Here is a 24,640-nt window from a genome sequence, read left to right on the forward strand (position 1 = left end):
CGGCGGGCGCGGGCAGCGGCGAGCACCACCCGGGGAAGCGCCGTGGCGATGCGCGCCGTCCGTGGCCCGTCGATCCCGTGCGCTCAGTGCAGCGGGACCTGCGCCTGCTCCTGGGCCAGCCGCTCGGCGCCCGAGGTGGTCTTGAGCGCCTTCTCCCGGATGAACAGGACGACGACCAGCGCCAGGGCGGCCAGCGGCGTGGCGATGAGGAACAGCTCCGCGGTGGCGTCGCCGTAGGCGTTCTCCACCAGCGTGCGGGCCTCGGCCGGCAGCGTGCTCACGTCCGGCACGGCGCCGTCGCCGGAGCCCTCGCCGCCGCCCAACAGGCTCAGGTCGCCGGCGACCCGGCTGGCCAGCAGCGCACCCAGCACGCTGACCCCGATCGTCCCGCCCAGGCTGCGGAAGAACGAGACCACCGAGGTGGCCGCGCCCAGCTCGGTGGCGGGGACGTCGTTCTGCGCGGCGAGCACCAGGTTCTGCATCAGCATGCCGACACCGGCACCCAGCACCGCCATGAAGACGCCGAGCAGCCACGGCGACGTCTGCGCGTCGATGGTGGAGAACAGGCCGAAGCCGATGGTCATCAGGATGCCGCCGGCGACCAGCCAGCCCTTCCAGCGGCCGGTCTTCGTGATCAGGCCACCGGCGACGGTGGAGGAGATCAGCAGACCGCCGACCAGCGGCAGCGTGAGCATGCCGGCCTTCGTGGGCGAGTAGCCCTGCGAGATCTGCAGGTACTGGGCGAGGAACACGGTGCCGCCGAACATCGCGATGCCGACCAGCGCGCTGGCGGTCACCGACAGGCTCACCGTGCGGCTGCGGAAGATCCCCAGCGGGATGATCGGCTCGTCGACCCGGCTCTCGACCAGCACGGTCGCGGCGAGCAGGAGGACGGTGCCGCCGACCATGAGCAGGGTCTCGGTGGACAGCCAGTCGTACCGGTCACCGGCGAAGGTGATCCACACCAGCAGCAGGCTCACGCCGCCGGTGAGCAGCAGCGCGCCCAGCCAGTCGATGCTGGCCTTCCGGCGCGTCACGGCGGGCAGCTTCAGCGTGCGCTGGACGAGCACCATCGCGAGCGCGGTGAACGGGACGCCGAGCAGGAAGCACCAGCGCCAGCCCAGCCACGAGGTGTCCACGATGACGCCGCCGATCAGCGGGCCGCCGACCGTGGCGACGGCGAAGATGCCGCCGAAGACGCCGGCGTAGCGGCCCAGTTCGCGCGGCGGGATCATCGCCGCCATCACGATCTGCACCAGGGCGGTGAGGCCACCGGCGCCCATGCCCTGCAGCGCGCGGGCCAGGATCAGCATCGTGGTGTCCTGCGCGAAGCCGGCCATGAGCGAGCCGGCGATGAACAGCCCGAAGGAGATCTGCAGCAGCAGCTTCTGGCTGAACAGGTCGGCGAGCTTGCCCCACAGGGGGACCGTGGCGGTCATCGCCAGCAGCTCGGCGGTGACCACCCAGGTGTAGACCGACTGGCTGCCGCCGATCTCGGGGATGATCACCGGCAGCGCGTTGGACACGATCGTCGCGGCCAGGATGGCCACGAACATGCCCATGAACAGGCCGGACAGCGCCTGGAGCACCTCCCGGCGGCTCATCGGTGCGAGCACCGTCTCCGCCCCGGGCGGTGCTGACGCCGGGGCGGCGGGATCGGCGGTGGTGGACACGGTTCTCCTCGGGTGCGTGCGCGTACGGGGTGGTGCGCTGTGGCGCGGTGCGGGGGTCAGGCGGCCGACGGGCCGGGCAGGCCCGCGGCGAGGGCGTCGACGGCCTCGCCGAAGAGCCGGTCGAGCGGCTCCCGGCCGCCGCGGCGGTGCCAGCGGTTCAGGGTCACGCGCAGGGCGCAGCTGAGGACGGCGGCCAGCAGCCCCGGGTACAGGTCGGTGTCGACGTCCAGGCCGGTGCGCGCGGCGATCGCCTCGGCCATCGCCCGCTCGTCGGCGGTGCCCAGCTCGACCAGCCGGGGCAGCAGGTCCGGCTCGGCGGCGATGACCGACAACCGCTGCAGCCAGGCCTCCCGGTCGGCGTCCAGATCGGCGAGGACCGAGCGAAGGGCGGCGCGCGCGGCGGGCAGCGGCGGGAGCTGCGGCTCCTGCTCGGCGAGGTGGACGGCGAAGGTGCGCTCGGTGCCGGCCGGGCGCAGCAGAGCCTCCTCCTTGACGGAGAAGTGGTTGAAGAACGTCCGGTAGGAGACCCCGGCGGCCGCGGCGATCTGCTCGACGGTGACCGCCGCGAGGCCGTGCTCGACGGCCAGCCGCAGGGTGGCGGCGGCCAGCGCGGCGCGGGTGTCCTGCTTCTTGCGCTCGCGGAGGCCGGGGGTGGTCACGGCGTCCAGTCCAGCACTTCGTTGCACACTGTGCAATCTTGCACGGAGTGCAGTCACTCACACGCCGAGGCGGGTCCGGACGTGCGACAGGGCCGGGCAGCCGATGGCTGCCCGGCCCTGCCGGAGGTGCGCGCCCCTACCGTGAGGGGCGGGTGGATCAGGCCTTCGGGCCACCCGCGGCGTAGACGACCTGGCCGCTGATGAAGCCGGCGCCCTCGCTGCAGAAGAACGACACGAGGTGCGCGATGTCCTCGGGCTGGCCGACGCGGGCCACCGGGATCGAGGCGCCGGCGCCCTTGATGAAGTCGTCGAAGGGGATGCCCATGCGGTCGGCGGTCGCCTTGGTCATCTCGGTCTGGATGAAGCCGGGGGCGATGGCGTTGGCGGTGACGCCGAACTTGCCGAGCTCGATGGCGAGGGTCTTGGTGAAGCCCTGCAGGCCGGCCTTGGCGGTGGAGTAGTTGGCCTGGCCACGGTTGCCGAGCGCCGAGGTGCTGGACAGGTTGACGATCCGGCCCCACTTCTGCTCGATCATGTGCTTCTGAGCGGCGCGGGACATGAGGAAGGCACCCCGGAGGTGCACGTTCATGACGATGTCCCAGTCGGAGTCGCTCATCTTGAACAGCATGTTGTCGCGGAGCACGCCGGCGTTGTTCACCAGCACGACCGGGGCGCCGAGCTCGGCCGCGATGCGGTCGACGGCGGTCTGCACCTGCTCGGCGTCGCTGACGTCGGCACCGACGGCCAGACCCTGACCCCCGGCCGCCTTGATGGCGTCCACGGTGCCCTGGGCCGACGCCTCGTCGAGGTCCAGGACGGCGACGGCGAAGCCGTCAGCGGCCAGACGCTGCGCCGTGGCGGCACCGATGCCGCGCGCACCGCCGGTGACGATGGCCACCCGGGTGCTGTTTGCCTCGCTCATGAATCTCCCTCTCGTCGGATCTCGTGCTGGGCCGATCCCGATCGAGCGGGACACGGCAAGCTGTCCGGCACCTTACGGGCACCGGGTGAGGCCGCCGTCACACGGGGCTATGCCTGCGGCGTCACGGCCAGATCGAGGCGACGATGATCGCTGCCACCGCCAGCTGAGCCGCGGCGCTCACCAGGCTGGCCGGGTGGAACTGCACCTGGACCAGCGATGAACCCAGCGAGCCCGGTGTGACCAGGTTGAGCACGAGGAAGGCCAGCGCCTGGAGCAGCACCCCGAGGACCCCGAAGACCACCGTCCACCACAGTGCCCGGCCGAAGCCGTCGGTGGCATTGGTCCAGATGGTGGTGAAGGCGATCGCACCCTGGCCGAGGAACCCGGCCGACAACACGATGCCCGCGTTGATCGACCCGTCCTGGTAGATGTGCCGGCCCAGGTGGCCCGGGGTGAGCAGGTCGAGCGCCACGAACCCGAGCATCAGGAGCGCGATGCCCACGCCCGTGTAGGCGGCGGCGTAGCCGATGCTGGCCAGCACGAGTGGACCTCCGGACGTCGGTGGGAACGGCGTGCCGTGTCTACCGCACCGGCCCCGGGGGCACACGCAGCGGGCGGCGCGGGTTCAGCCCGCCGGCGTCGCCGTCTCCTCCTCCGCCGCCCCCTCCCCCGGCGCGCGCCGGGGGTGGTGCAGCCGCCGCACCGAGGCCATCGCGGAGCGGCGGGCGTTCATCCGGCGGCGGGCGCGGGAGGTCCGGGGCGCCCGCGGCTCCTCCCGGAGCAGGGCGTCCAGCCAGTGGCCGCGCGGATCGACGTCCACCAGGAGTGCCTTGACCAGCAGGGTCAACGGGATGGCGAGCAGCGCGCCCAGCGCGCCGAGCACCCAGCCCCAGAAGAGCAGCGCGATGAAGGTGACCGTCATGGACAGGCCCACCGAGTCACCGACGAACCGGGGCTGGATCAGGGTCTGGACGACGAAGTTGAGCAGCGTGTAGATCACGAGGATCGCGATCAGCTCGCCCCAGCCGCCGGCGAGCAGGCCCAGCAGGGCCGGCGGGACGACGCCGAGCACGAAGCCGATGTTCGGCACGTAGTTGGTGATGAACGCCAGCAGGCCCCACAGCGGCGCGGCCGGCACGGCGAGGATCGCGAGGGCGATCGCGTCACCCACGGCCACGATCGCCCCGAACACCGTGCTGACCAGCAGGTAGCTGCGGGTGCCCGAGGCGAAGAGGTTGAACGCGACCGGCAGGTGCGGCCGCTCCTTCGCGACCAGGGCCAGCCGGCGGCCGTAGCCGCTGGACTCGATGGCCATGAACACCAGCGCCGACAGCAGGAGCACCAGCGTGCTGGCGGCCGCCGTGATCCGCCCGAGCATGCCGGTCGCCAGGCCGACCACCGAGCCGTAGTCGATCTGCGCGACCAGGTCGGAGAGCTGGCCCGAGACCAGCCCGGCGTCGTTGAGGTCGGTGACCACGCCGTCGATGAGCTCCTCAGCGCGGCCGGCGTAGTCCGGCAGCAGCGCGGCCAGCTGCGCGACGCTGACCACCAGGAGCGCGACGAAGCCGAGCAGCACCGACCAGACCAGGACCAGCAGGACCACGGTCGCCACCCAGCGCGGGGCGCCGTGGCGGCGCAACCAGCTCGAGACCGGCATGAGCCCGACGACGACGACGAGCGCGAGCAGGATCGGCCCGGCCAGCCAGGCGATCGCCCGCAGGCCGGCGATCGCGATCGTCGCGGCCGCCAGCCCGGCGAGCAGCAGCAGCCACCGCGGCACACCCGTGGGTGAGCCCTCGAAGGTGTCGGTCAGCGCGACGGCGCCGGACGCCGAGGGCAGCTCCTCGGGGACCTCCTCGCGGGGCGGCTCGGCCTCCTCGAGCACCGTCGGGTCGGTCGCTCCGGGGTCGTCCTCGGCGCGGACGGTCCGGCCAGGCAGCCCGTCCGCGGCAACGTCGTCGGCACCGTCGTCCGCGCGGAGCTCGCTGCCACGTGCGGCAGCGCGGGACGACTCCTGCCCGCTGCCGTGCACCGCCGGTCGCGCCACCGCGTCTCCCCTTCCCCTGGTCGGGCCCCGCGTACCCCCGAAGGGTCCACCCATGCCCGGCGCGACGCACACCACCCCCGGCGTCGCGTCCGCCCTGGCCTCCCGGTCGCCGGCGTGCCAGGGTCCCGAGGTGGCTGCGTTCGAGGTCCGCGCGGCGATCCCCGCTGACGCCGGCGCGGTCGAGGACTACCACCACCGCTGCTTCACGACGACGTACGCGGCCCAGCTGCGCGCCGGCGAGTTCCGCCCGCCGGACCGCGCCGGCACCAGGCAGCAGCTCTCCGACTGGTTCCTTCCCGGCTCGGGCGTCGAGACGCGGGTGGTCGTCCTCGGCGGTCTACGACGAGCAGGTGCTCGTCAAGCACTGCTCGTAGCGCGAGAACTGTCGTACCCCGAACGTACGTTCGATCCATGACGGTGACCGACCTGAGCCCGCCGGAGGGAGGGCTGGTCGAGTGGTGGCTGCACCAGCCGCCGTCGGTCGACCGGTTCCCGATCGAGCTGCTGACCGCCTCCGAGAAGGTCACCGAGCTGCAGCGGGTGCAGGCCCGCAAGGCGATGGACGACGCCTACGAGGCCGAGCTGCTGATGGCGCTGGCCGCCGACCGGCCGGACACCGACGATCCGCCGCCCGGTCATCCCGGCGCCCGCCGTCGCAGCGCGGGATCGCCGGTGCCGGGGACGTCGGACTTCCTGCCCGACGAGGTCGCGATGGTGCTCAACTGCGGGCGCCCGCACGCCACGGAGCTGCTGTCCGACGCGTATCAGCTGGTCGATCGGATGCCGGCGGTGCACGCGGCCCGGGCGGCGGGGCGGCTGGACGGGTACCGGGCGCGGATCTTCGCCGACGTGCTCGGCACGACCTCCGATGAGGTGGTCGCCGTCGTGGTGCCGAAGGTCCTCCCGTCCGCGGCGGGCTGGTCGTCGGGGACGCTGCGGAAGCGACTCATCGCCGCCGCGATCGCCGCCGATGAGGAGTTCGCCGAGCAGCGCCGGATCGAAGCCGAACGCCGCGCCGCGGTCCGGCTGTACCCGACCGCGGATGGCATGTCCGCGCTGACCACCGAGGCGCCGGCGGCGGTGACGGCGGCGATGTGGTCGGTGATCGACCAGGCCGCGCAGCTGGCCAAGACCGCGGGCGATGACCGGCCGATCGGGGTGCTGCGCGCCGAGGCGCACGCCGCGTGCGTGCTCGGCACGCGCGACGGCGGCCCGGCCCTGACCGGGCACCTCACCATCACCGCACCGCTGTCGGCACTCCACCCCTCCGGCTCAGCACCCACCGCGGAGTCCGTGCCGACCATCGGCGGCAGCCCGATCACCACGGCGCACCTCCGCGAACTCCTCGCGCAGCTCGACGCTCTCGGCGTGCAGGCACCGCCCGGCGGCAGCCTCACCCTGGCCCTCACCGACGACGACGGCGCCCTCCTGACCACCGTCACCCACGCCGAACTCACCCGGCTCGCCTCCCGCGGCTGCGACGAGCACGGGAAGGCAGCCGACTGCGACTGCCCCGTCCTCGGTCCACCGCCGGAGGTTCCCGGCTACGCCCACACCGCAGCCCAGGAACGCTTCCTCCGACTCCGCGACCGCACCTGCCGTCACCCCGGCTGCGGCCAACCCGCCGGCCGCACCGACGCCGACCACGTCGTGGCCTACGACTGCGGCGGCCGCACGGCCTGCGACAACCTCTGCTGCCTGTGCCGCAGCCACCACCGGCTCAAGACCTTCGCCCGCGGCTGGCGCTTCGAGATGGACCCCGACGGCACCCTGCACGTCACCACACCGTCCGGCATCACCCGCAGCACCCGACCACCCGGCGTCCGCGAACAACGCGCACTCCCGCCCCCGAGACCCGGCCCGGTCGACCACAGCACCCCACCGTTCTGAGGGGTGCCCGGGATCAGCGGGGCGCGTCCAGGAGCTCGGTCATCGCGGAGAGGCCGAAGAACTGGGCCGTCATGCGCGCGGTCATCTCGCCGAGATCGGGGTCGGCGCCGGCGGCCAGCAGGTGCTGCACGGCGTCGGCGGCCTGCTTGAACACCGCCGCGGCCAGCGCGGTCTGCCCCTTGTCGTTGAGCCGGCCGTGGTCCGCGCCGCGCTCGAGCAGCGCCGCGACCGTGTGCCCGTGGGCGTAGTAGGCGGCCAGCAGCAGGAGCGTGTCCCCCGCGGTGTTCGTCAGATCGACCGGGACACCGGCGTCGACGAAGGCGGCCAGCTCCTCGGTGGACCCCTTGCGGGCCAGGTCGAACAGGTGACCGGCCGGAACCGTGCCGGTGGACGCGCTGCCTCCGCTGCTCATGCCACGCACCCTAGGAGGCATCGGCGCGGCTGCGGTAGTGCGGGGCTCCAGCTCACCGAGCGGCGTCGAGCAGCTCCAGCATCGCCGTGAGTCCGAAGAACTGCGCCGTCGCCCGGGCGCTCTGGCCACCCAGGTCCGGATCGGCGCCCGCAGCCAGCAGGTGCCCGACGGCCTCGCCCGACTGCTTGAACGCCGCCGCACCCAGCGCCGTCTGCCCCTTGTCGTTGACCCTCGCGTGGTCCGCACCGCGGGCCAGCAGGGCCGCCACCGTGTCGGCCTGGCCGTAGTAGGCGGCCAGCAGCAGCAGGGTGTCGCCCTTGTCGTTGGTCAGGTTCACCGGGACGCCGGCGTCCACGTAGGCCACCAGCTCGTCGGTGTGACCGAACCGCGCCAGGTCGAACACCCGCCCGGCCAGCTCGATGACCTCGGGGTCGATGGGTCCGCTCACTCCCCCAGCCTAGGAGGGAGCGGCGACGGGGGCGCGGCACCGGACTGCCGGCACCGCGCCCCCACCGGTCACTCAGCGACGGCCGGTCGCACGCCGCGCTGGTCGGCGTTGGGCGCCGCCTTCGCCACGAGACCGGGCAGGACGTCGTCCAGTTCCTCGACCGTCCAGCGCTGCCCCTTGTCGACGCCGGGACCGGCCTGCCAGCCCTCGGCCACGCTGATCATCCCGCCACGGACGTTGAACACCCGGCCGGTCACCTCGCGCGCCGCCGGCCCGGCCAGCCACACGACCAGCGGGGCGATGTTGTCCGCGGCGGACGGGTCGAACGCGGCGGGATCGGGCTTCTCCCGGTCGGGACGCAGGTTCTCCGTCATCCGGGTCAGGGCCGCCGGCGCCACCGCGTTGACCGTGACGCCGTACCGGCCCAGCTCCATCGCGGTGATCACGGTCATCGCCGCGATCCCGGCCTTGGCCGCCCCGTAGTTGGACTGACCCGCGTTGCCGTAGATGCCCGAGGACGACGTCGTGTTGATGACCCGGGCGTCCACCGGGCGCCCTGCCTTGTGCTCCTCGCGCCAGTACGCGGCCGCGTGGCGCAGCGGGGCGAAGGTGCCCTTGAGGTGGACCTGGATCACCGAGTCCCACTCCTGCTCGGACATGTTCACCAGCATCCGGTCGCGCAGGATGCCGGCGTTGTTGACCAGCACGTCGAGGCGCCCGAAGTGCTCGATCGTCGACCGCACCAGGCGCTCGGCGGCGGCGAAGTCGGAGACGTCGTCCCCGTTCGCGATCGCCTGCCCGCCCAGGCCCCGGATCTCGTCGACCACCTCTCCCGCCGGCCCGGTCGACCCACCGGTGCCGTCGACCTCGGCCCCCAGGTCGTTGACGACGACGGCGTAACCGTGCCGCGCGAACTCCAGGGCATGTCCACGCCCGATGCCGCGAGCGGCCCCCGTCACGATGACCACACGTTGCTCGTCCGACTGCATCAGGCAGCCTCCTTCTTCTCGGTGGTCCTAGAATCCTGTTCCGAGATTGCCGGCGTCAACCGGCCGGCCGCCGCAGGCTGCCGTTCGAGCTCTCGAGGGGACGCATGGCCACCGACGCGCGGACGACCGGCGAGGCCGCCGCACCACCCTCCACCACCCCCGAGGAGGCCGGCGCCGTCGAGGCGCCCGACGAACGCGCGGTCATGAGGGAGGCCTGGCTGACGCTCTCGGTCGTCAGCCTCGCCAGCATCTTCTCCGGCATGTCCGGCAGTGCCCTCAACGTCGCGCTGCCCACCGTCGTCCGGCACTTCGACGCGAGCGCGACCGCGGCCAGCTGGATGCTGCTGGCCTTCATGCTCGCCAACACCGTGCTGATGATCTTCTTCGGCCGGCTGGCCGACATGTTCGGCCGCCGCTCGATGTACCTCATGGGGCTGGCGACCTTCACCCTCGCCAGCTTCCTGTGCGGCCTGGCACCCAACGCCTGGACCGTCGTCGCGCTGCGCGTCCTGCAGGCGGCGGGGGCGGCGATGCTGCTGACCAACAGCGCCGCCCTCGTCACGGCCGCCTTCCCGCGCGCCCGGCTGGGCCAGGGCATGGGCATCTACCTGGCCTCGTTCTCGGTGGCCCAGCTGCTCGGCCCGACCGTCGGCGGTGTGCTCGCCGAGCACGCGGGCTGGCGCTGGGTCTTCTGGTTCAACGTCCCGGTCGGGCTGCTCTGCCTGGCCTGGGGCGCCTGGGCACTCCCCCGCGTCGCCCGCTCCGGCCAACGCCAGGGCATCGACATCCCGGGCAACCTGCTCGTCCTCGTGGCCCTCGGCAGCGGCCTGGCCGCGCTGTCGCAGGCGACCACCCTGGGCTGGACGAGCTGGGTGGTCATCGGCGGGCTGGTCGTCTTCGTCCTGGGCATGCCGACGTTCGTGCTCTTCGAGCGCCGGGTGACCCACCCCCTGGTCGACATGACGCTCTTCCGGGACCGGCCGTTCGCCCTCGGCCTGCTCGCCTCGTTCCTCAACTCCACGTCACAGGCGGGCGTGCTGCTGCTCTTCTCCCTCTACTTCCAGGCCGTGCAGGGCGTCGACCCGCTCACCGCCGGCCTGCGCGTCCTGCCCCTGGCGGTGGCGACGCTGATCTTCTCGTCGTCCTCCGGCCTGTTCCAGCGCTGGATCTCGCCGCGCGCGCTGGCCGTGGTCGGCAACCTGTGCACCGGCGCCGGGTTGTCGGTCCTGGCCTGGTCGGTGATCACGGAGGCCGGCTACGTCGCCATCGCCGCCGGCCTGGTGCTCGCCGGCGCCGGGTCCGGGCTGTTCATGCCGTCCAACACCACGGCGCTCATGGGGGCCATGCCGCACGAGCGGCTGGGCATCGCCAACGCGATGCGGCTGATGCTGCAGCAGAGCGGGTTCGTCGTCGGCACGGCCGTCGTCCTGTCCGTGCTCACCGCCCCGCTCGCGCCCGAGCTGCGGCAGTACGCCTTCGCCGGCACGTTGTCCGACGTCTCGGCCGACGGGCTCGCCGACCTCCTGCGCGGTTACCAGTGGACCCTGTTCACCATGCTCACGCTGAACGCGGCGACCGTGCTGACGTCGCTGGCCGCGCTGCGCGCGAGCAGGCGGACCGGCGGCGCGGTCACTCCCCTGGCAGGTCCGACAGCCGGCCGATGATCGCCAGCGCGCTCTCGGTGACGACGGCGGCCTGCTCCTCGGTCTCGCAGCCGATGATCTGACGGCCGGCCTCCCCCATCGCCGCGGTGAGGATGGAGACCAGCAGCCGGTCCGCCGGCCCGGTGCCGACGGCGAGCAGCACGGCGTTCTGCCGGACCCAGTCGTTGCGCCGGCGACTGCGCACCAGGAAGAAGCCGGGCGGGCCGTCACCGTCGAGGAAGAGCCTCGCCAGCGCCCGCCGGGACCACGTCGTCTCCAGGTAGGCCCGCGCCCCGACGAGGAACAGCTCCGCCGGCGAGGTGGTGCCGGCTCGCCGCGCCAGGGCGACCGCGGTGGCGGCCTGCTCCTCGTAGGCCGCCTGGTGGTCCTCCCACACGGCCAGGAACAGCTCGGACTTACCGCCGTAGTGGTGGTAGAGGCTGCCCACGCTCAGCCCGGCGCGCTCGACCACGTCGGCCACGCTGCACTCGGCGAAGCCCTTCTGGGCGAAGACCTCGCCCGCGGCGGCGATGAGCGTCCGGCGCGTGTCGGCGGTCCGGCTCCACTGCCAGGCACTGCCCTGCGACTGCCCGCTCGTCCGCACCGGCCCACACCCCTCGACCCGACGACTCGCGACGCCGGAACCCTAGCGGCGAAGAGTGGTCTGCGTCACCTCTCGGTCACGCCACGTCCACAGCGGAGTACGCCGAGCCTCTTGCAAAAGAACTTCGAACCCTGAATGGTTAGCGGCTGTGATGGAAGCCACGCCCACCGGAGCGCGGACGGTCGCCCGCCTCGCCCGGTTCGTGGAGGTGGCCCTCGCCGACTGCGACCTGAGCCTGCCGCAGTACCGGCTGCTGAGCCTCCTCTCCGAGGGGTCCGTCAACGCCTCCACGCTCGCCCGCCGGCTGGTCGTCAGCCGTCCCAGCGTCACCGCGCTCGTCGACGGCCTGGTGGCCCGGGGCATGGTCGAGCGCGGCACGGATCCGGCCGACCGCCGGCACGTCACCCATCTCGTCACCGAGCGCGGCCAGGCCGTGCTCGACGCCGCCGACCGCACCGCCGCGTCCCGGTTGCAGGACCTGTCCGCCCACCTGTCCCCCGACGACGTCCCCGCCGCGCGCGCGGGTCTCGCCGCCTGGGGGCGCGCCCTCGACTCCTACCGCGAGACCGCAACGCGCGCCCGTCACTGGCCAACGAAGTCCACGACAGGAGACAGCATGCCGCCCACCACGTCCGAGGACACCGCAGCCCGGGAGGCCGGGGCGCCGTCCGCCGGCCAGCCCGACACCGCAGCCCTGGCCGCCCAGGCAGCCGCCACCGGGATGCTGAGCGCCTTCTGGGCCACCGTGCAGCCCGGCGCCCCCGCCATCCGCTCGGCCCAGGGCGACCGGACCTTCGCCGAGCTCAACGCCCGCACCAACCAGCTGTCCCGCGCCCTCCGCGCCCGCGGCCTGCAGGCCGGCGACTCGATCGCGCTCGTCAGCTCCAACCGCCCCGAGTTCGTCGAGACCCTCTACGCCGCGCAGCGCACCGGGCTCCGGCTCACGCCGGTCAACTGGCACCTCACCGCGGACGAGATCAACTACATCCTGCGCGACTGCGGAGCACGCGCCGTCGTGGTCGACGGCCGCTTCGTCGACACCGTGGGCGAGGCGCTGGACGGCGTGGACGCCCGCGCGCTGCTCGTCGTCGACGGCGCCCACGACCGCTTCGAGGACTACGAGCAGGCGCTGGCCGCCGAGTCCGGCGAGGACATCGAGGACCCGGTCCTCGGCACCACGATGGCCTACACCTCGGGCACCACCGGCCGCCCCAAGGGCGTGCACCGCCCGCCCGCGCCGCCCAGCGGGGCAGGCGCCTCGGAGCTGGCCACGCTCGTCGCGGAGGCCTCCGCCTACGTGCCCGGGCAGGACCTGAACCTGGTCACCGGCCCGCTGTACCACTCGGCGCCGCTGCTCTTCTCGCTCAGCATGCCCCTGTCCCGCGGCGCCGGCGTCGTGCTCATGGACAAGTGGGACGCCGAGGAGACCCTGCGGCTCGTCGAGCGGCACCGGATCACCCACACCCACCTGGTGCCCACGATGTTCCACCGGATGATCTCGCTGCCCCAGGAGGTCAAGGACCGGTACGACCTCGGCAGCCTGCGCAACATCTGGCACGGCGCCGCACCCTGCCCGGTGCCGGTCAAGCAGGCGCTCATGGACTGGCTCGGCCCGATCGCGTGGGAGTACTACGCCGCGACCGAGGGCTTCGGCTCCGTCGTCGGTCCCGAGGAGTGGCTGGCCCGCCCCGGCACCGTCGGGCACCCGACCCCGGGGCACATCCGGATCCTCGACGACGCGCGCGAGGACCTCCCCGCCGGCGTGCCGGGCACCATCTACCTGCGGGCGCCGGACACCGGCCGGTTCGTGTACCTGGGCGACGAGGACAAGACCTCGTCCTCCTACCTCGGGGACTACTACACCCTCGGCGACGTCGGCTACCTCGACGAGGAGGGCTGGCTCTTCCTCACCGACCGCAGCGTCGACCTGATCATCTCCGGCGGGGTGAACGTCTACCCGGCCGAGGTCGAGGCGGTGCTCATCACCCACCCCTCGGTCGGCGACGTCGGCGTCATCGGCGTGCCCGACCCGGAGTGGGGCGAGTCGGTGAAGGCCGTCGTCGAGCTCCAGCCCGGCTACGAGCCCACCCCGGCGCTCGCCGAGGAGCTGCAGACCTGGGCCCGCGAGCGGCTGGCCCACTTCAAGTGCCCGCGCACGGTCGACTTCGTCGAGGAACTGCCGCGGACGCCGTCCGGCAAGTTGTCCAAGCGCGTCCTGCGGGAGAACTTCCGCCAGCAGGCCGCCGCCGGCACGGACGCCTGAGGGGACCGGACATGCCCCTGACCGTCCGCCCGATCCCCACGCTCGACGAGCGCATCAACGACATCCGGATGCGCACGGCCGAGATCGTCAACGACGACATCCTCCCCAACGAGCGCGCGCTGTGGCGCTCCGCCCGCGGCGGCTCCGTGGAGTCCGAGCCGGCCGTGGTCGAGGCCAAGGAGCTCCGCGAGCAGATCAAGCAGAAGGTCCGGAAGGCCGGCCTGTGGGCGCCGCACCTGCCGCCGGAGTACGGCGGCATGGGGCTGGACTTCCTCGCCCACGCCTACATGAACGAGGTGCTCGCCTACGCCACCGGCGCCGCGGCCCTGTTCGGCGTCGTCGCCCCCAACTCGGGCAACCAGAAGATCCTGCTCAAGTACGGCACCGACGAGCAGAAGGAGCAGTGGCTCCGCCCGCTCGTCGAGGGCGAGATGGAGTCCGGCTTCTCGATGACCGAGCCGGAGAACCCCGGCTCGGACCCGCGCTCGCTCACCACGACCGCCGTCCGGGACGGCGACGACCTGGTCCTCAACGGGCACAAGTGGTTCACCTCGAACGGCATCGCCGCGGACTTCTTCATCGTGATGACCCGCGTCGTCGACGCCGACCACGACCCGGCGACCGGCCGGGGCCAGATGGCCCAGCTCATCGTGCCGACCGACACCCCGGGCGTGAACATCGTCCGCGGTGTCGGCATCTGGGGCCGGCCGACGTCGGACCACGTCGAGGTCCGCTACGAGGACGTGCGCGTGCCCGCGAAGAACCTGCTGGGCGCCGTCGGCCAGGGCCACCAGGCCGCCCAGGACCGGCTCGGCGCCGGTCGCGTCTTCCACTGCATGAACTCGATCGGGCAGATGTGGCGCGCCTTCGACCTCATGGTCGAGCGGGCCACCACCCGCACCGTCCACGGCGGGCCGCTCCAGGACAAGCAGTTCGTCCAGGGCTTCATCGCCGACAGCTACATGGACATCAGCGCCGCCCGCCTGATGACCATCCAGGCCGCCGAGCGCGTCGCCCGGAACGACCGGGGCGCCCGCACCGACATCTCGTCGATCAAGGTGTTCGTGCCCGCGGCCTACTCCCGGGTCGTCGACCGGGCCATCCAGGTGTGGGGAGCGGCCGGGGTCTCCAGCGACCTGCCGCTGTCCAGCATGTACCTCGGCGCGCGCACCCTGCGTCTCGCCGACGGACCGGACGAGGTGCACAAGGTGCTGATCGCCAAGCACGTCCTCGACCGGTACGCCACCGAGGGCGGTTGGGACTTCGGCAACTGACGCCCCGCACGACCGCGCACCCACCGTGCGCAGATCTTGTCCAACCCGCACCACTTCTGAGAGGTTCACCCCATGCTGATGGCTTTCGACAAGGAGCAGGAAGAGCTGCGCCGGACCCTGCGCCGCTTCCTCGAGACCAAGGCCTCCTCCGAGGAGGTCCGCCGCCTCATGGAGACCGAGGAGGGCTACGACGCCGCCGTCTGGAAGCAGATGGCCGACCAGCTCGGCCTGCAGGGCCTGGCCATCCCCGAGGAGTTCGGTGGCTCCGGCTTCGGCATCCTCGAGACCGCGCTGGTCACCGAGGAGATGGGCCGCGCGCTGCTGCCCGCCCCCTACCTGGCGACCGTCCTCGGCGCCAACCTGCTCCAGCTGTCGGACGACCAGCAGGCCAAGGCCGACCTCCTCCCGGGCATCGCGGACGGCTCGACCATCGCGACCGTCGCGCTGGCCGAGGCCGACGGCACGTGGACCGCGGACAACCTGTCGACGACCGCCACCGCGGCCGGCGACGGCTGGACCCTCGAGGGCCAGAAGTCCTACGTCCTGGACGGCACCACGGCCTCCCTGCTGCTGGTCGTCGCGCAGGCCCCGGGCGGCCCCAGCGTCTTCGCGGTCGAGGGCGACGCCGCCGGCGTCACCCGCCGGTCGCTGGACACCCTGGACATGACCCGCAAGCTCGCCGAGGTCGGCTTCGCCGGCACCCCGGCGCGGCTCATCGGCGCCGAGGGCGACGCCGCGACGCTGGTCCCCCGCCTGATGCAGATCGCGGTCGTCCTGCTGGCCACCGAGCAGGTCGGTGGCGCCCAGCGCTGCCTCGAGCGCACGGTCGAGTACGTCAACATCCGCTTCCAGTTCGGCCGCCCGGTCGGCAGCTTCCAGGCCGTCAAGCACCGCTGCGCCGACATGCTGCTCGAGGTCGAGTCCGCCCGCTCCGCGGCGTACTACGCCCTGTGGGCGCTGGCCGAGGACGGCGACGACGCCGCCATCTCGGTGGACCTGGCGAAGGCGTACTGCTCGGAGGCCTACTGGATCGCGGCCTCCGACTCCATCCAGCTGCACGGCGGCATCGCGTTCACGTGGGAGCACGACGCCCACCTGTACTACCGCCGGGCCAAGTCCACGAGCCTGCTGTTCGGCACCCCCACGGAGCGCTGGGACGCCGTGGCGGAGAAGCTGCTCGCCTGACCTCCCGCGCACCCGCGACCCCCGCGTCGGCCCTCCGGGCCGGCGCGGGGGTCGTTGCACGTCCGGGCCCGGACACCGCTCCGAGCCCGTCTGCCCGTCGTCGGGCGGCCGGGCGGCGGACCGGCTAGAACGAGGGCATGTGCCATGACCACGACAGCCGTCCCCCCGCCCCACCGCGCAGCGGCGAGGTCGCCGAGCGGGCCTCCCTCACGCTGACCTCCGCCGACGGCACGCAGTTCGCCGCCGCCTACGCCGCGCCGACCGGCACACCGGGCGCCGGGGTCGTCGTGCTGCCCGACATCCGCGGTCTGCACCCCTACTACGTATCGCTGGCCGAGCGCTTCGCCGAGGCCGGCGTCCCCGCCGTCGCCATCGACTGGTTCGGCCGCACCGCCGGCCTGCCCGAGGGCGGCACGCGCGGTGAGGACTTCGGCTGGCAGGAGCACATCCCGCAGACGACCGCCGCCGGCATCGACGCCGACATCGTCGCCGCCATGAGCGAGCTGCGCGCGCGGCACGGTGCCGATCTGCCCGTGGTCACGGTGGGCTTCTGCTTCGGCGGGAGCCACTCCTGGCGGCAGTCCGGCGGGGACCTCGGCCTGGCCGGATGCGCGGGCTTCTACGGCCGCCCCTCGATGGTCGGGGACGCCGCGGACCGTGCCCACCTGCCCACGGTGATGCTGATCGCCGGCGCCGACTCCGCGACTCCCGTCAAGGATCAGCTCGCGCTGGCCGAGACGATGCGCCGCGCCGGAGCGGAGGTGGACGCACCCGTCTACGAGGGGGCGCCGCACTCCTTCTTCGACCGCTCCTACGGCGACTGGAGCGACGCCTGCCGGGACGCCTGGGAGCACGTCCTCGCGCTCACCGACCGGGTCGCCCGCCACTGAGCCGGGTACGAACGGCCGCGGCCGGGTGGACCAGCTCCCTGGTCCACCCGGCCGCGGGTGGTGCGTCGTGCTCTGCTGCGGAGTGCGATCAGGCAGGCGCCGAGGCCAGCTGCCGGTCGCCCTCGGGGGCCTGGTCCCCCACCAGCGGGAAGTGGCAGGCCACGAACTGGCCCTGCGCCACCTCGCGCATCTGCGGCTCCTCGGCCGCGCACAGGTCCGCCGCCCGGGGGCAGCGGGTCCGGAAGCGGCAGCCCGACGGCGGGTTGACCGGCGAGGGGAGCTCCCCCACCAGTCCGGCGTCGCTGTGCTTGGCGTCCGGGTCCGGCTCCGGGATGGAGGCCAGCAGCGCAGCCGTGTACGGGTGCGCCGGACCGGCGTAGAGCTGGTCCGAGGGTGCGACCTCGCAGATCTTGCCGAGGTACATCACCGCGACGCGGTCGCTGATGTTCTTCACCACGGCCAGGTCGTGGGCGATGAAGACCATCGTGAGGTCGAACTCGGCCTTCAGGTCCTCGAGCAGGTTGAGGATCTGTGCCTGCACCGAGACGTCCAGCGCGGACACCGGCTCGTCGCAGATCAGCACCTCCGGCCGCATGATCAGCGAGCGCGCGATCGACACCCGCTGGCACTGACCACCGGACATCTCGTGCGGCCGGCGCGAGCCGGCCCGCTCCGGATCGAGCCCGACCTCGGCCAGCATCTGGTCGACCCGTGGGTCGCTGCTGTCCTTGCCCTCCCAGATCGACAGGCCCTCGGCGACGATGTCCTTGACCCGGCGCCGCGGGTTCAGCGACGAGATCGGGTCCTGGTAGATCATCTGCAGCTTGGTGCGGCTGCGCCGGAGCTCGTCGGCACTGAGCGAGCTCAGGTCCTTCTCGTCGAAGATGATCTTGCCGCTGGTCGGCCGGGGCGCCTGCATGATCGCCCGCCCGGTCGTCGACTTGCCGCAGCCGGACTCGCCGACCAGGCCCAGCGTCTCGCCCTTGGCGATGTCGAAGCTGATGCCCGAGACGGCGTGGACCTTCTGCCCCTTCTCCAGCGGGAACTCGACCACCAGACCCTCGACACGCAGGACGATGTCGTCCCGGTCCCGGAGGTGGGCGGTACCGGTGCCGGCCATCAGGCTGCTCCTGCCGTTGCGAGAACCGTGCTGTCCAGGGGGGTGCCGGCAGCGGTGCGCCCGGCGGCCACGTTGCGCGCGAGCGCTTCCTGGCCGGCGGTCGTCCCGACCGGGAAGTGGCACGCGGCCTCGTGCCCGGCGGCGTGCGGTGCGAGCACCGGCGTCTCCGTCAGGCACTTGTCCTGCGCGTAGTTGCACCGGGGGGCGAAGGGGCACCCCGCCGGCGGGTCCACCAGGTCCGGCGGCCGGCCCGGGATGGCCTGCAGCCTGGAGTGGCTCGGCTGGTGCAGCCGCGGGATCGACCGCAGCAGCCCCTCGGTGTACGGGTGCCGGTTGCGGGCGAACAGCTCACGGGTGGGAGCCCGCTCGACGACCCGGCCCGCGTACATGACGGCGATCTCGTCCGCTCGCCCGGCGACCACGCCGAGGTCGTGGGTGATGATGATCAGCCCCATGTTGCGCTGGGTCTGCTGGGACTCCAGCAGGTCCAGGATCTGGCGCTGGACGGTGACGTCCAGCGCCGTCGTCGGCTCGTCGGCGACCAGGAGCTTGGGGCTGCAGGCCAGCGCGATCGCGATGGTGACGCGCTGCCGCATGCCGCCGGAGAGCTGGTGGGGGTACTCCCCCAGCCGACGCTCCGCCGCCGGGATGCCGACGGACTTGAGCAGCTCGACGGCGTGCGCCTTGGCGACCTTGCCCTTCTCGTTCAGGTGGATCCCGAGGGACTCGGTGATCTGCTCGCCGATCTTGGTGACCGGGTTGAGCGAGGTCATCGGGTCCTGCAGGACCATCGCCATCTCGGCGCCCCAGATGGTGCGCATCTCCTTGTTCTTCATGGTCGTGAGCTCACGACCCTCGAAGCGCACGGAGCCCTCGCGGATGGTGTTCGCCTTGGGCAGCAGGTTCATGATCGACCGCGAGAGCACGGTCTTGCCCGAACCGGACTCACCGACGATGCCGAGCGTCTTGCCCCGGTCCACCCGGAGCGAGACGCCGTCCACCGCCTTGACGATCCCGCGCGGGGTGTCGAAGTAGGTGCGCAGGTCGTCGACCTCGAGCAGCGGCTCGTTCGCCCGGCCTTCCTTCTGCGAGGCGGTCACAGGTTGCTCCCTCGGACATCGAAGCGGGTGCGGAGCGAGTCGCCGACCAGGTTCAGCGACAGCACCGTGAGGAACATGGCGATGGAGGGGATGAGCACGACGTGCGGGGCCTCGCTGAGGTACCGCTTGCCGTCGAAGATCATCCCGCCCCAGGTGGGTGCCGGCTGCTGGACGCTGAGCCCGAGGAAGGCCAGCGTCCCTTCCAGGACGATCACCACACCCATCGCGACCAGGCCGAACGCGGCCACCGGGAGCACCACGTTGGGCAGGATCTCCCGGGCGAGCACCCGGGAGTTCTTCGCACCCATCGTCCGGGAGGCCCGGACGAACTCCCGCTCGGCGACGGCGAGCGTCGTCGCCCGCGCCACACGGGTGTAGATCGGGATCGACAGGAAGCCGACGATCAGCGAGATCACGACCAGGCTCCGGCCGACGAACGCCAGCAGCACGAGCAGCAGGACGAGCGCCGGGAACGCCAGGATGATGTTGATGATCGTCATCAGGACGGTCTCGAGCTTGCCGCGGAAGAAGCCCGCGATGATGCCGATGAAGCCGCCGACGACCATGCCGATGGCGACGGCCGTGACGCTGATGGTCACCGAGACGCGCGCACCGTGGACCAGGCGGGCCAGGGTGTCGCGGCCCAGGCCGTCGGTGCCCAGCCAGTGCTCGGGGCCGGGGTAGGCCAGCTTGTTGAGCACGTCGGGGACCAGCGGGTCCTTGACCGGCAGGAGGTTGGCGAAGACGGCGCAGATGAGCACCACCACCAACCAGACCGTGGCCAGCCAGAAGGTGACGCCGAAGCCGCGCTTGCGCTTCTTACCGGGTGCCGCGGCGGCCGAGGTCTCCGCGATCAGCCCGTCGGCAGGCGCCAGCTCGGAGGTGACCCCGGGATGGGGGGCACCGAGATTGGGCGCGGGCGTGCTCATGCTTCTCCCTGTGCGTTCGATCCGTGCACGGTGGGCGGGGGATCAGACTCGTGCCGCAGAGCGTCCATGCGAGATCCTCGGGTCCAGGTACGAGTAAAGGATGTCGACGGTGAAGTTCACGACGACGTAGCTGACGGCGATGACCAGCGCGACGCCCTGCACCATGAGGAGGTCGCGCACCAGCACGGCCTCCAGCAGGAGACGACCGACGCCGGGCACTGCGAACAGGGTCTCGATGACGACCGACCCACCGATGATCGCTCCGACCTGCACGCCGGCCACCGTCAACAGCGAGAACGACGACGGGCGCAGTGCGTGCCGGAAGAGGATCCGCCGGTTGGAGACGCCCTTCACCCGGGCCATGGTCACGAAGTCCTGCTGCAACGTCGCGATCATGTCCGTGCGGAGGAGCCGGGTGTAGACCGCCATCTCGGCGATCGCCAGCGACAGCGCCGGGAGCAACGCCGACCGGAGGTTCTGCACCGGGTTGTCGGTGAAGTTCACCCAGCCGGTCGCGGGCAGGACGCCCAGCCACACGGCGAAGATCAGGATGAGCAGGATCGCCACCATGAAGTTCGGCACCGCGAGGAGGCCGAAGCTGGTGCTGCTGATCACCTTGTCGGTGCGGGTGCCGGCCCGGTAGGCCGACAGCATCCCGACCGGGATGGCGATCGCCAGGGCGATGACGATGGCGAGGAGCCCGATCTCCGCGGTGACGGGCAGTCGCTCGACGATCGCCTGGCTGACCGGCTCGTTCGTCCGGTAGGAGCGACCGAAGTCGCCGGTCAGCGCGTCCCCGATCCAGTGCAGGTAGCGCACCGGGAGGGGGTCGTCGAGGCTCAGCTCGGCGCGGACGGCCGCGATCGCCTCGGGCGTCGCGTTCTCCGCACCCAGGATCTGCAGCGCCGGGTCACCGGGCAGCAGGCTGGTCATCAGGAAGGTCAGGATCGACACCGCCAGCAGGGTGGCGATGAGCGACGGGAGCCTGCGTAGGACATACACGGGCGTCTACTCCACTCGCCAGACGTGGCCCCACATGGCGGTGGAGGCGTTGGCACCGTTGCCCTCGGTGTCGTCCGGGAACGTCCAGCCGTCCAGGTTGCGGATGGCCTCCTTCGTGGCGAGCACCGTCAGGGTGCCGCCGCTGAAGGCGTTGGGGACGTTCTCGTTGAGGATCAGGCCGATCTCCTCGACCGCCGCCTTGCGGGCGTCGACCTCGGTCGTCGTGCGCAGGATCTCCAGCTGCTCGTCGATCTCCGGGCTCTGGAAGGCGGTCATGTTCAGCGGGCCGTCGGTGAAGGCGTCGTCGAAGACCAGGTACGGGTCGCGGTCGGCGCCGACGCGGGTGCAGCCGGTGTCGTAGTCGCGGGCCAGCATGTCCTGGATCCAGGCGGCCTGCTCGGTCGCCTGCAGCTCGACCTGCGCGCCCAGCGCCTGCCACAGCGCCTGGTAGAGCTGGGAGAGCTCGTTGAGGCTCGGGTCCGGCGGGCACTGGAACATGAACGACAGCGGGGTGCCGACGGGCTTGCCGTCGCTGCGCTCCGGGTCGTTGACGTAGTCGTCGTACAGCTCCTGCGCCTTCTCGAGGTCGTAGGCCGGGTAGGACTCGGCGACCTTCTCGGAGTACCAGGCGCTGTCCGGGCTCCAGAACTGCGTCTGCGGCGGCGTGACGCCGGAACCGCCGAGGACCTCGATCAGGGCCTCCTGGTCCACGGCGTGCACCAGGGCCTGGCGGACGCGGATGTCGTCGAACGGCGCGCGGCTGGTGTTGAGCGTCAGTCCACCGGAGTTGCTGCCCAGGTGCTCGAAGTTGTTGACGCCCTCGAGGTCGCGGGCCCGGATGACGGTGCTCTGGCGGAGCGACTGCATGACGTCGATGTCACCGCTCTGCAGCGAGGCCAGGCGGGTGTCCTCGTCGGGGATCGGGCGGAACACGATCTCGTCGAGGTAGGGCTTGCCCTCCTGCCAGTAGTTCGCGTTCTTCTCGACCACCAGGCGGCTGTCGCGCTGCCAGCTGACGAACGTGAAGGGGCCGGTGCCGACCGGGTTCGCACCGGCGTCGGGGCCGGCGGCGGCCGCGGCGGTCGGCGAGAACGGCCAGCCGGAGGCGCCCACGAGGAGGTCGGGGAAGGCGGCGTTGGTCTCGGCCAGCTTGTAGACGACGGTGAGGTCGTCGACGACGTCCAGCGAGGTCACCTGGGCCAGCTGGGCGGCGAGCCGGGAGCCGGTGCCCTTCAGGTAGGTGTCGAAGATCGTCTTCAGCGCCTCGGCGTTGAGCGGGGTGCCGTCGTGGAACGTCACGTCGGGACGCAGCGTCAGCGTCCACTCCGTGAGGTCCTCGTTCGGCTCGAGCGACTCGGCGAGGTAGGGGCGGACCTCGCCGTCGGCGGAGCGCTGCATCAGCGGGTCGTAGATCGCGTACGCGACGTTGAGGCCGGGCTGGTTGAACGTGCCCTCGTGGGGCATCCAGCTGTTCGTCTCGGCCTCGAGCCCGACGGTGATCGAGCCACCCTCGACCGGGTCACCGGCCTCGACGGCTTCGCTCACCGCGCCGGCCTCGGCGTCCCCGTTCCCGTCCTCGGAGCCGCCACCGCAGGCGGCGCTGCCGAGCAGGAGACCAACGAGGCCCACGGAAGCGAGGGCCCGCTTCCACGGACCTCTCATCGGGCGCCGATGTACTCGCATGTAATTACTCCTTGAGATCTTGCGTGCCGGCACAGCGACAGGCCGGCGAACGGCGCGTCGATGTGCGAGCGCCCACAGCGCGTGCTCGGAGTCTGTCTTACGGGAGTGGGCTGCGTCACTAGGCGGCTCGCCACTCTCGTCGGGTGTCGAACTATGCGATGCGCACAACGTCCCTGTGCGCTCCCGGCGGGGCGCCCGGCCCAGGTCACCCGGCCAGCCAGACGTGGCCCCACATCACCTGCGCGCCGGCCGCTCCGTTGCCCGTCGTCCCGTCCGGGAAGGTCCAGCCGGCCAGGTTCTTGACCGCCTCGCGCCCTGCCATGACGGTGAGCGTCCCGCCGCTGAAGGTGTTGGGCACGTTCTCGTTGACCACCAGCCCGATCTCCTCGACGGCCGCCTTGCGCGTGGCGAGGTCGGTGGTGGTCCGCAGGATGTCGAGCTGCGCGTCGATCTCCGGGCTCTGGAAGGCCGTCATGTTCAGCGGCCCCTCGGTGAAGGCGGCGTCGAACACGATGAACGGGTCGCTGTCGGCGCCCACCCGGGTGCATCCGGTGTCGTAGTCGCGGGCCAGCATCTTCTGGATCCAGGTCGCCTGCTCCACCTGCTCGAGCTCGACCTGGGCGCCGAGGGCGCCGTAGAGCGACTGCACCAGCTGGGCCACCTCGTTGAGGCTGGGATCCGGCGGGCAGCTGTAGGTGAAGGACAGGTGCGTCCCCACCGGCAGGCCGTCGGAACGGTCCGGGTCGTCGACGTAGTCGTCGTACAGCTCCTGGGCCTTCTCGACGTCGTACGTCGGATAGGCCTCGGCCACCTCCTCCGACCAGTACGGCGAGTCCTCGCTGAAGAACTGCGTGGTCGGAGGTGTGACCCCTGCTCCGCCGAGGACCTCGATGATCGCCTCCTGGTCGAGCGCGTGGGCCAGGGCCTGCCGGACCCGGACGTCGTCGAACGGCGGCTTGCTCGTGTTGACCGTACCGCCGCCGGAGTTGCTGCCGAGGTGCTCGTAGTTGTCGATGCCGTCGAGGTCGCGCGCGCGGATCACCGTGCTCTGCCGCAGCGACTGCATCACGTCGACGTCACCGCTGCGCAGGGACGCCAGGCGGGTGTCCTCGTCGGGGATCGGCCGGAAGGTGATCCGGTCCAGGTGCGGCAGCCCCGGCCGCCAGTAGTCCGCGTTCTTCTCCACGACCAGCTGGCTGTCGCGCTGCCAGCTGACGAACCGGAACGGGCCGGTGCCCACCGGGCGGGCACCGGCGTCCTCGCCGGCCGCGGCTGCGGCCGTCGGCGAGAACGGCCACCCCGGGGAGGAGATCAGCAGGACGGGGAACGCGGCGTTGGCCTCCACCAGGCGGTAGACCACGGTGAGCTCGTCGACGACGTCCAGCGAGGTGACCTCGTCGAGCGAGGCGGCCGTGTTGGTCCCCGGCGCCGTCAGGTACTCGTCGAAGATCGTCTTCAGCGCCTGCGCGTCCAGCGGCGTGCCGTCGTGGAACCGCACGTCCGGCCGCAGCGTCAGCGTCCACTCGGTGAGGTCGGCGTTCGGCTGCATCGACTCGGCCAGGTACGGCTCGACGTCGCCGTCCTCCGTCCGGTGCATGAGCGGGTCGTAGAGGGCGTAGGCGACGTTGACGCCCGGCTGGTTGAACGTCCCCTTGCCGGGGAGCCAGCTGCTGGTCTCGGCCTCCAGCCCGACGACGATCTCGCCTCCGTCGACCGGCTCGCCCTGCTCGGAGATGTCGACGATCGCGCCTTCCTGCGGCTCCTCGGCGCCACCACCACCCCCGCCGTCGTCCCCGCTGCCGCAGGCGGCGCCGCCGAGCAGCAGACCCACCAGCCCTGCGGAGACGGCCGCCCGCTTCCACGAGCCCGCCGTCGGACGCCGATCTCCCCGCATGTGCCCACTCCCC

At 72.1% G+C, this 24,640-nt stretch carries 22 protein-coding genes; 7 read left to right on the forward strand and 15 right to left on the reverse strand.

The annotated features are described in order from the left end of the window. Positions 1-83: 83 nt before the first annotated feature. From CRP29_RS12210 to CRP29_RS12230, 5 genes are all read right to left on the reverse strand, one after another. Positions 84-1,673 carry an MDR family MFS transporter gene (locus tag CRP29_RS12210; protein WP_217991569.1) on the reverse strand — a complete coding sequence of 530 codons (1,590 nt, stop codon included), beginning with the start codon at positions 1,671-1,673 and terminating at the stop codon, positions 84-86. A gap of 56 nt (positions 1,674-1,729) precedes the next feature. Then, on the reverse strand, positions 1,730-2,332 hold the full coding sequence (locus CRP29_RS12215) for an acyl-CoA-like ligand-binding transcription factor (RefSeq protein ID WP_097195296.1): 603 nt from the start codon (positions 2,330-2,332) through the stop codon (positions 1,730-1,732). 157 nt (positions 2,333-2,489) lie between these two features. Continuing rightward, positions 2,490-3,254 (reverse strand): 3-oxoacyl-ACP reductase FabG, encoded by a 765-nt coding sequence (gene fabG, locus CRP29_RS12220; RefSeq protein ID WP_097195297.1) that lies wholly within the window; start codon positions 3,252-3,254, stop codon positions 2,490-2,492. A gap of 121 nt (positions 3,255-3,375) precedes the next feature. After that, on the reverse strand, positions 3,376-3,795 hold the full coding sequence (locus CRP29_RS12225) for a DUF350 domain-containing protein (RefSeq protein ID WP_097195298.1): 420 nt from the start codon (positions 3,793-3,795) through the stop codon (positions 3,376-3,378). An 84-nt stretch (positions 3,796-3,879) separates the two neighbouring features. Next, positions 3,880-5,301 carry an AI-2E family transporter gene (locus CRP29_RS12230; protein ID WP_245852754.1) on the reverse strand — a complete coding sequence of 474 codons (1,422 nt, stop codon included), beginning with the start codon at positions 5,299-5,301 and terminating at the stop codon, positions 3,880-3,882. Positions 5,302-5,353: 52 nt separating this feature from the next. Between CRP29_RS12230 and CRP29_RS12235 the strand changes: the two genes are divergently transcribed. Both CRP29_RS12235 and CRP29_RS12240 read left to right on the forward strand, forming a co-directional pair. After that, entirely contained in the window at positions 5,354-5,716 is a 363-nt protein-coding gene (locus CRP29_RS12235; RefSeq protein ID WP_097195299.1) for a hypothetical protein, read from the forward strand. Beyond that, a complete protein-coding gene (locus tag CRP29_RS12240) occupies positions 5,713-7,191 on the forward strand; it encodes an HNH endonuclease signature motif containing protein (RefSeq protein WP_097195300.1) in 1,479 nt (492 codons plus the stop codon). Before CRP29_RS12235 ends, CRP29_RS12240 begins: the two co-directional genes overlap by 4 nt. Positions 7,192-7,204: 13 nt before the next feature. Here CRP29_RS12240 and CRP29_RS12245 read toward each other — a convergent pair whose 3' ends face one another. From CRP29_RS12245 to CRP29_RS12255, 3 genes are all read right to left on the reverse strand, one after another. Next, entirely contained in the window at positions 7,205-7,603 is a 399-nt protein-coding gene (locus CRP29_RS12245; RefSeq protein WP_097195301.1) for an ankyrin repeat domain-containing protein, read from the reverse strand. Positions 7,604-7,655: 52 nt separating this feature from the next. Then, entirely contained in the window at positions 7,656-8,051 is a 396-nt protein-coding gene (locus CRP29_RS12250; protein ID WP_097195302.1) for an ankyrin repeat domain-containing protein, read from the reverse strand. Between the two features lie 68 nt (positions 8,052-8,119). Next, positions 8,120-9,040, reverse strand: a complete 921-nt coding sequence (locus tag CRP29_RS12255) for an SDR family oxidoreductase (protein ID WP_097195303.1) — start codon at positions 9,038-9,040, stop codon at positions 8,120-8,122. 104 nt (positions 9,041-9,144) lie between these two features. On the opposite strand from CRP29_RS12255, the gene CRP29_RS12260 reads away from it, so the two are divergent. Continuing rightward, positions 9,145-10,704: a DHA2 family efflux MFS transporter permease subunit gene (locus CRP29_RS12260; RefSeq protein WP_097195304.1), complete on the forward strand. Its 1,560-nt coding sequence runs from the start codon at positions 9,145-9,147 to the stop codon at positions 10,702-10,704. On the opposite strand, the gene CRP29_RS12265 is transcribed toward CRP29_RS12260, so the two are convergent. Next, the gene (locus CRP29_RS12265; protein WP_097195305.1) at positions 10,670-11,287 is read right to left on the reverse strand and encodes a TetR/AcrR family transcriptional regulator; all 618 of its coding nucleotides are present in this window, start codon (positions 11,285-11,287) and stop codon (positions 10,670-10,672) included. The two genes, CRP29_RS12260 and CRP29_RS12265, sit on opposite strands and share 35 nt — an antisense overlap. Positions 11,288-11,438: 151 nt before the next feature. Here CRP29_RS12265 and CRP29_RS12270 point away from each other — a divergent pair, with 151 nt between their 5' ends. The 4 genes from CRP29_RS12270 to CRP29_RS12285 all read left to right on the forward strand — a co-directional run bounded on the left by CRP29_RS12270 (position 11,439) and on the right by CRP29_RS12285 (position 16,899). Next, complete coding sequence (locus CRP29_RS12270; RefSeq protein WP_141437117.1) at positions 11,439-13,550, forward strand: AMP-binding protein; 2,112 nt, start codon at positions 11,439-11,441, stop codon at positions 13,548-13,550. Between the two features lie 11 nt (positions 13,551-13,561). Beyond that, positions 13,562-14,824 carry an acyl-CoA dehydrogenase family protein gene (locus CRP29_RS12275; protein WP_217991570.1) on the forward strand — a complete coding sequence of 421 codons (1,263 nt, stop codon included), beginning with the start codon at positions 13,562-13,564 and terminating at the stop codon, positions 14,822-14,824. A 72-nt stretch (positions 14,825-14,896) separates the two neighbouring features. Continuing rightward, on the forward strand, positions 14,897-16,009 hold the full coding sequence (locus CRP29_RS12280) for an acyl-CoA dehydrogenase family protein (RefSeq protein ID WP_097195307.1): 1,113 nt from the start codon (positions 14,897-14,899) through the stop codon (positions 16,007-16,009). A gap of 137 nt (positions 16,010-16,146) precedes the next feature. Beyond that, positions 16,147-16,899, forward strand: a complete 753-nt coding sequence (locus tag CRP29_RS12285) for a dienelactone hydrolase family protein (RefSeq protein WP_097195308.1) — start codon at positions 16,147-16,149, stop codon at positions 16,897-16,899. A gap of 88 nt (positions 16,900-16,987) precedes the next feature. On the opposite strand, the gene CRP29_RS12290 is transcribed toward CRP29_RS12285, so the two are convergent. From CRP29_RS12290 to CRP29_RS12315, 6 genes are all read right to left on the reverse strand, one after another. Further along, a complete protein-coding gene (locus CRP29_RS12290; protein WP_097195309.1) occupies positions 16,988-18,019 on the reverse strand; it encodes an ABC transporter ATP-binding protein in 1,032 nt (343 codons plus the stop codon). After that, the gene (locus CRP29_RS12295) at positions 18,019-19,119 is read right to left on the reverse strand and encodes an ABC transporter ATP-binding protein (protein ID WP_097195310.1); all 1,101 of its coding nucleotides are present in this window, start codon (positions 19,117-19,119) and stop codon (positions 18,019-18,021) included. The genes CRP29_RS12290 and CRP29_RS12295 overlap by 1 nt, the downstream gene beginning before the upstream one ends. Beyond that, positions 19,116-20,048 (reverse strand): ABC transporter permease, encoded by a 933-nt coding sequence (locus CRP29_RS12300; RefSeq protein ID WP_097195311.1) that lies wholly within the window; start codon positions 20,046-20,048, stop codon positions 19,116-19,118. The genes CRP29_RS12295 and CRP29_RS12300 overlap by 4 nt, the downstream gene beginning before the upstream one ends. Before the next feature lie 42 nt (positions 20,049-20,090). After that, complete coding sequence (locus CRP29_RS12305; RefSeq protein ID WP_281256799.1) at positions 20,091-21,050, reverse strand: ABC transporter permease; 960 nt, start codon at positions 21,048-21,050, stop codon at positions 20,091-20,093. 6 nt (positions 21,051-21,056) lie between these two features. Then, positions 21,057-22,679, reverse strand: a complete 1,623-nt coding sequence (locus CRP29_RS12310) for an ABC transporter substrate-binding protein (protein ID WP_176522939.1) — start codon at positions 22,677-22,679, stop codon at positions 21,057-21,059. A gap of 259 nt (positions 22,680-22,938) precedes the next feature. Further along, the gene (locus tag CRP29_RS12315; protein WP_141437118.1) at positions 22,939-24,627 is read right to left on the reverse strand and encodes an ABC transporter substrate-binding protein; all 1,689 of its coding nucleotides are present in this window, start codon (positions 24,625-24,627) and stop codon (positions 22,939-22,941) included. Positions 24,628-24,640: the final 13 nt, after the last annotated feature.

It is taken from the genome of Blastococcus aggregatus, assembly GCF_900221005.1.
Taxonomy (GTDB): domain Bacteria; phylum Actinomycetota; class Actinomycetes; order Mycobacteriales; family Geodermatophilaceae; genus Blastococcus; species Blastococcus aggregatus.

Coding starts and splice junctions, on each gene's coding strand:
- fabG (WP_097195297.1), bottom strand. CDS start 3,254: ATGAGCGAGGCAAACAGCACCCGGGTGGCCATCGTCACCGGCGGTGCG.
- CRP29_RS12235 (WP_097195299.1), top strand. CDS start 5,354: ATGCCCGGCGCGACGCACACCACCCCCGGCGTCGCGTCCGCCCTGGCC.
- CRP29_RS12240 (WP_097195300.1), top strand. CDS start 5,713: ATGACGGTGACCGACCTGAGCCCGCCGGAGGGAGGGCTGGTCGAGTGG.
- CRP29_RS12245 (WP_097195301.1), bottom strand. CDS start 7,603: ATGAGCAGCGGAGGCAGCGCGTCCACCGGCACGGTTCCGGCCGGTCAC.
- CRP29_RS12255 (WP_097195303.1), bottom strand. CDS start 9,040: ATGCAGTCGGACGAGCAACGTGTGGTCATCGTGACGGGGGCCGCTCGC.
- CRP29_RS12260 (WP_097195304.1), top strand. CDS start 9,145: ATGGCCACCGACGCGCGGACGACCGGCGAGGCCGCCGCACCACCCTCC.
- CRP29_RS12270 (WP_141437117.1), top strand. CDS start 11,439: ATGGAAGCCACGCCCACCGGAGCGCGGACGGTCGCCCGCCTCGCCCGG.
- CRP29_RS12275 (WP_217991570.1), top strand. CDS start 13,562: ATGCCCCTGACCGTCCGCCCGATCCCCACGCTCGACGAGCGCATCAAC.
- CRP29_RS12280 (WP_097195307.1), top strand. CDS start 14,897: ATGCTGATGGCTTTCGACAAGGAGCAGGAAGAGCTGCGCCGGACCCTG.
- CRP29_RS12285 (WP_097195308.1), top strand. CDS start 16,147: ATGTGCCATGACCACGACAGCCGTCCCCCCGCCCCACCGCGCAGCGGC.
- CRP29_RS12290 (WP_097195309.1), bottom strand. CDS start 18,019: ATGGCCGGCACCGGTACCGCCCACCTCCGGGACCGGGACGACATCGTC.
- CRP29_RS12300 (WP_097195311.1), bottom strand. CDS start 20,048: ATGAGCACGCCCGCGCCCAATCTCGGTGCCCCCCATCCCGGGGTCACC.
- CRP29_RS12315 (WP_141437118.1), bottom strand. CDS start 24,627: ATGCGGGGAGATCGGCGTCCGACGGCGGGCTCGTGGAAGCGGGCGGCC.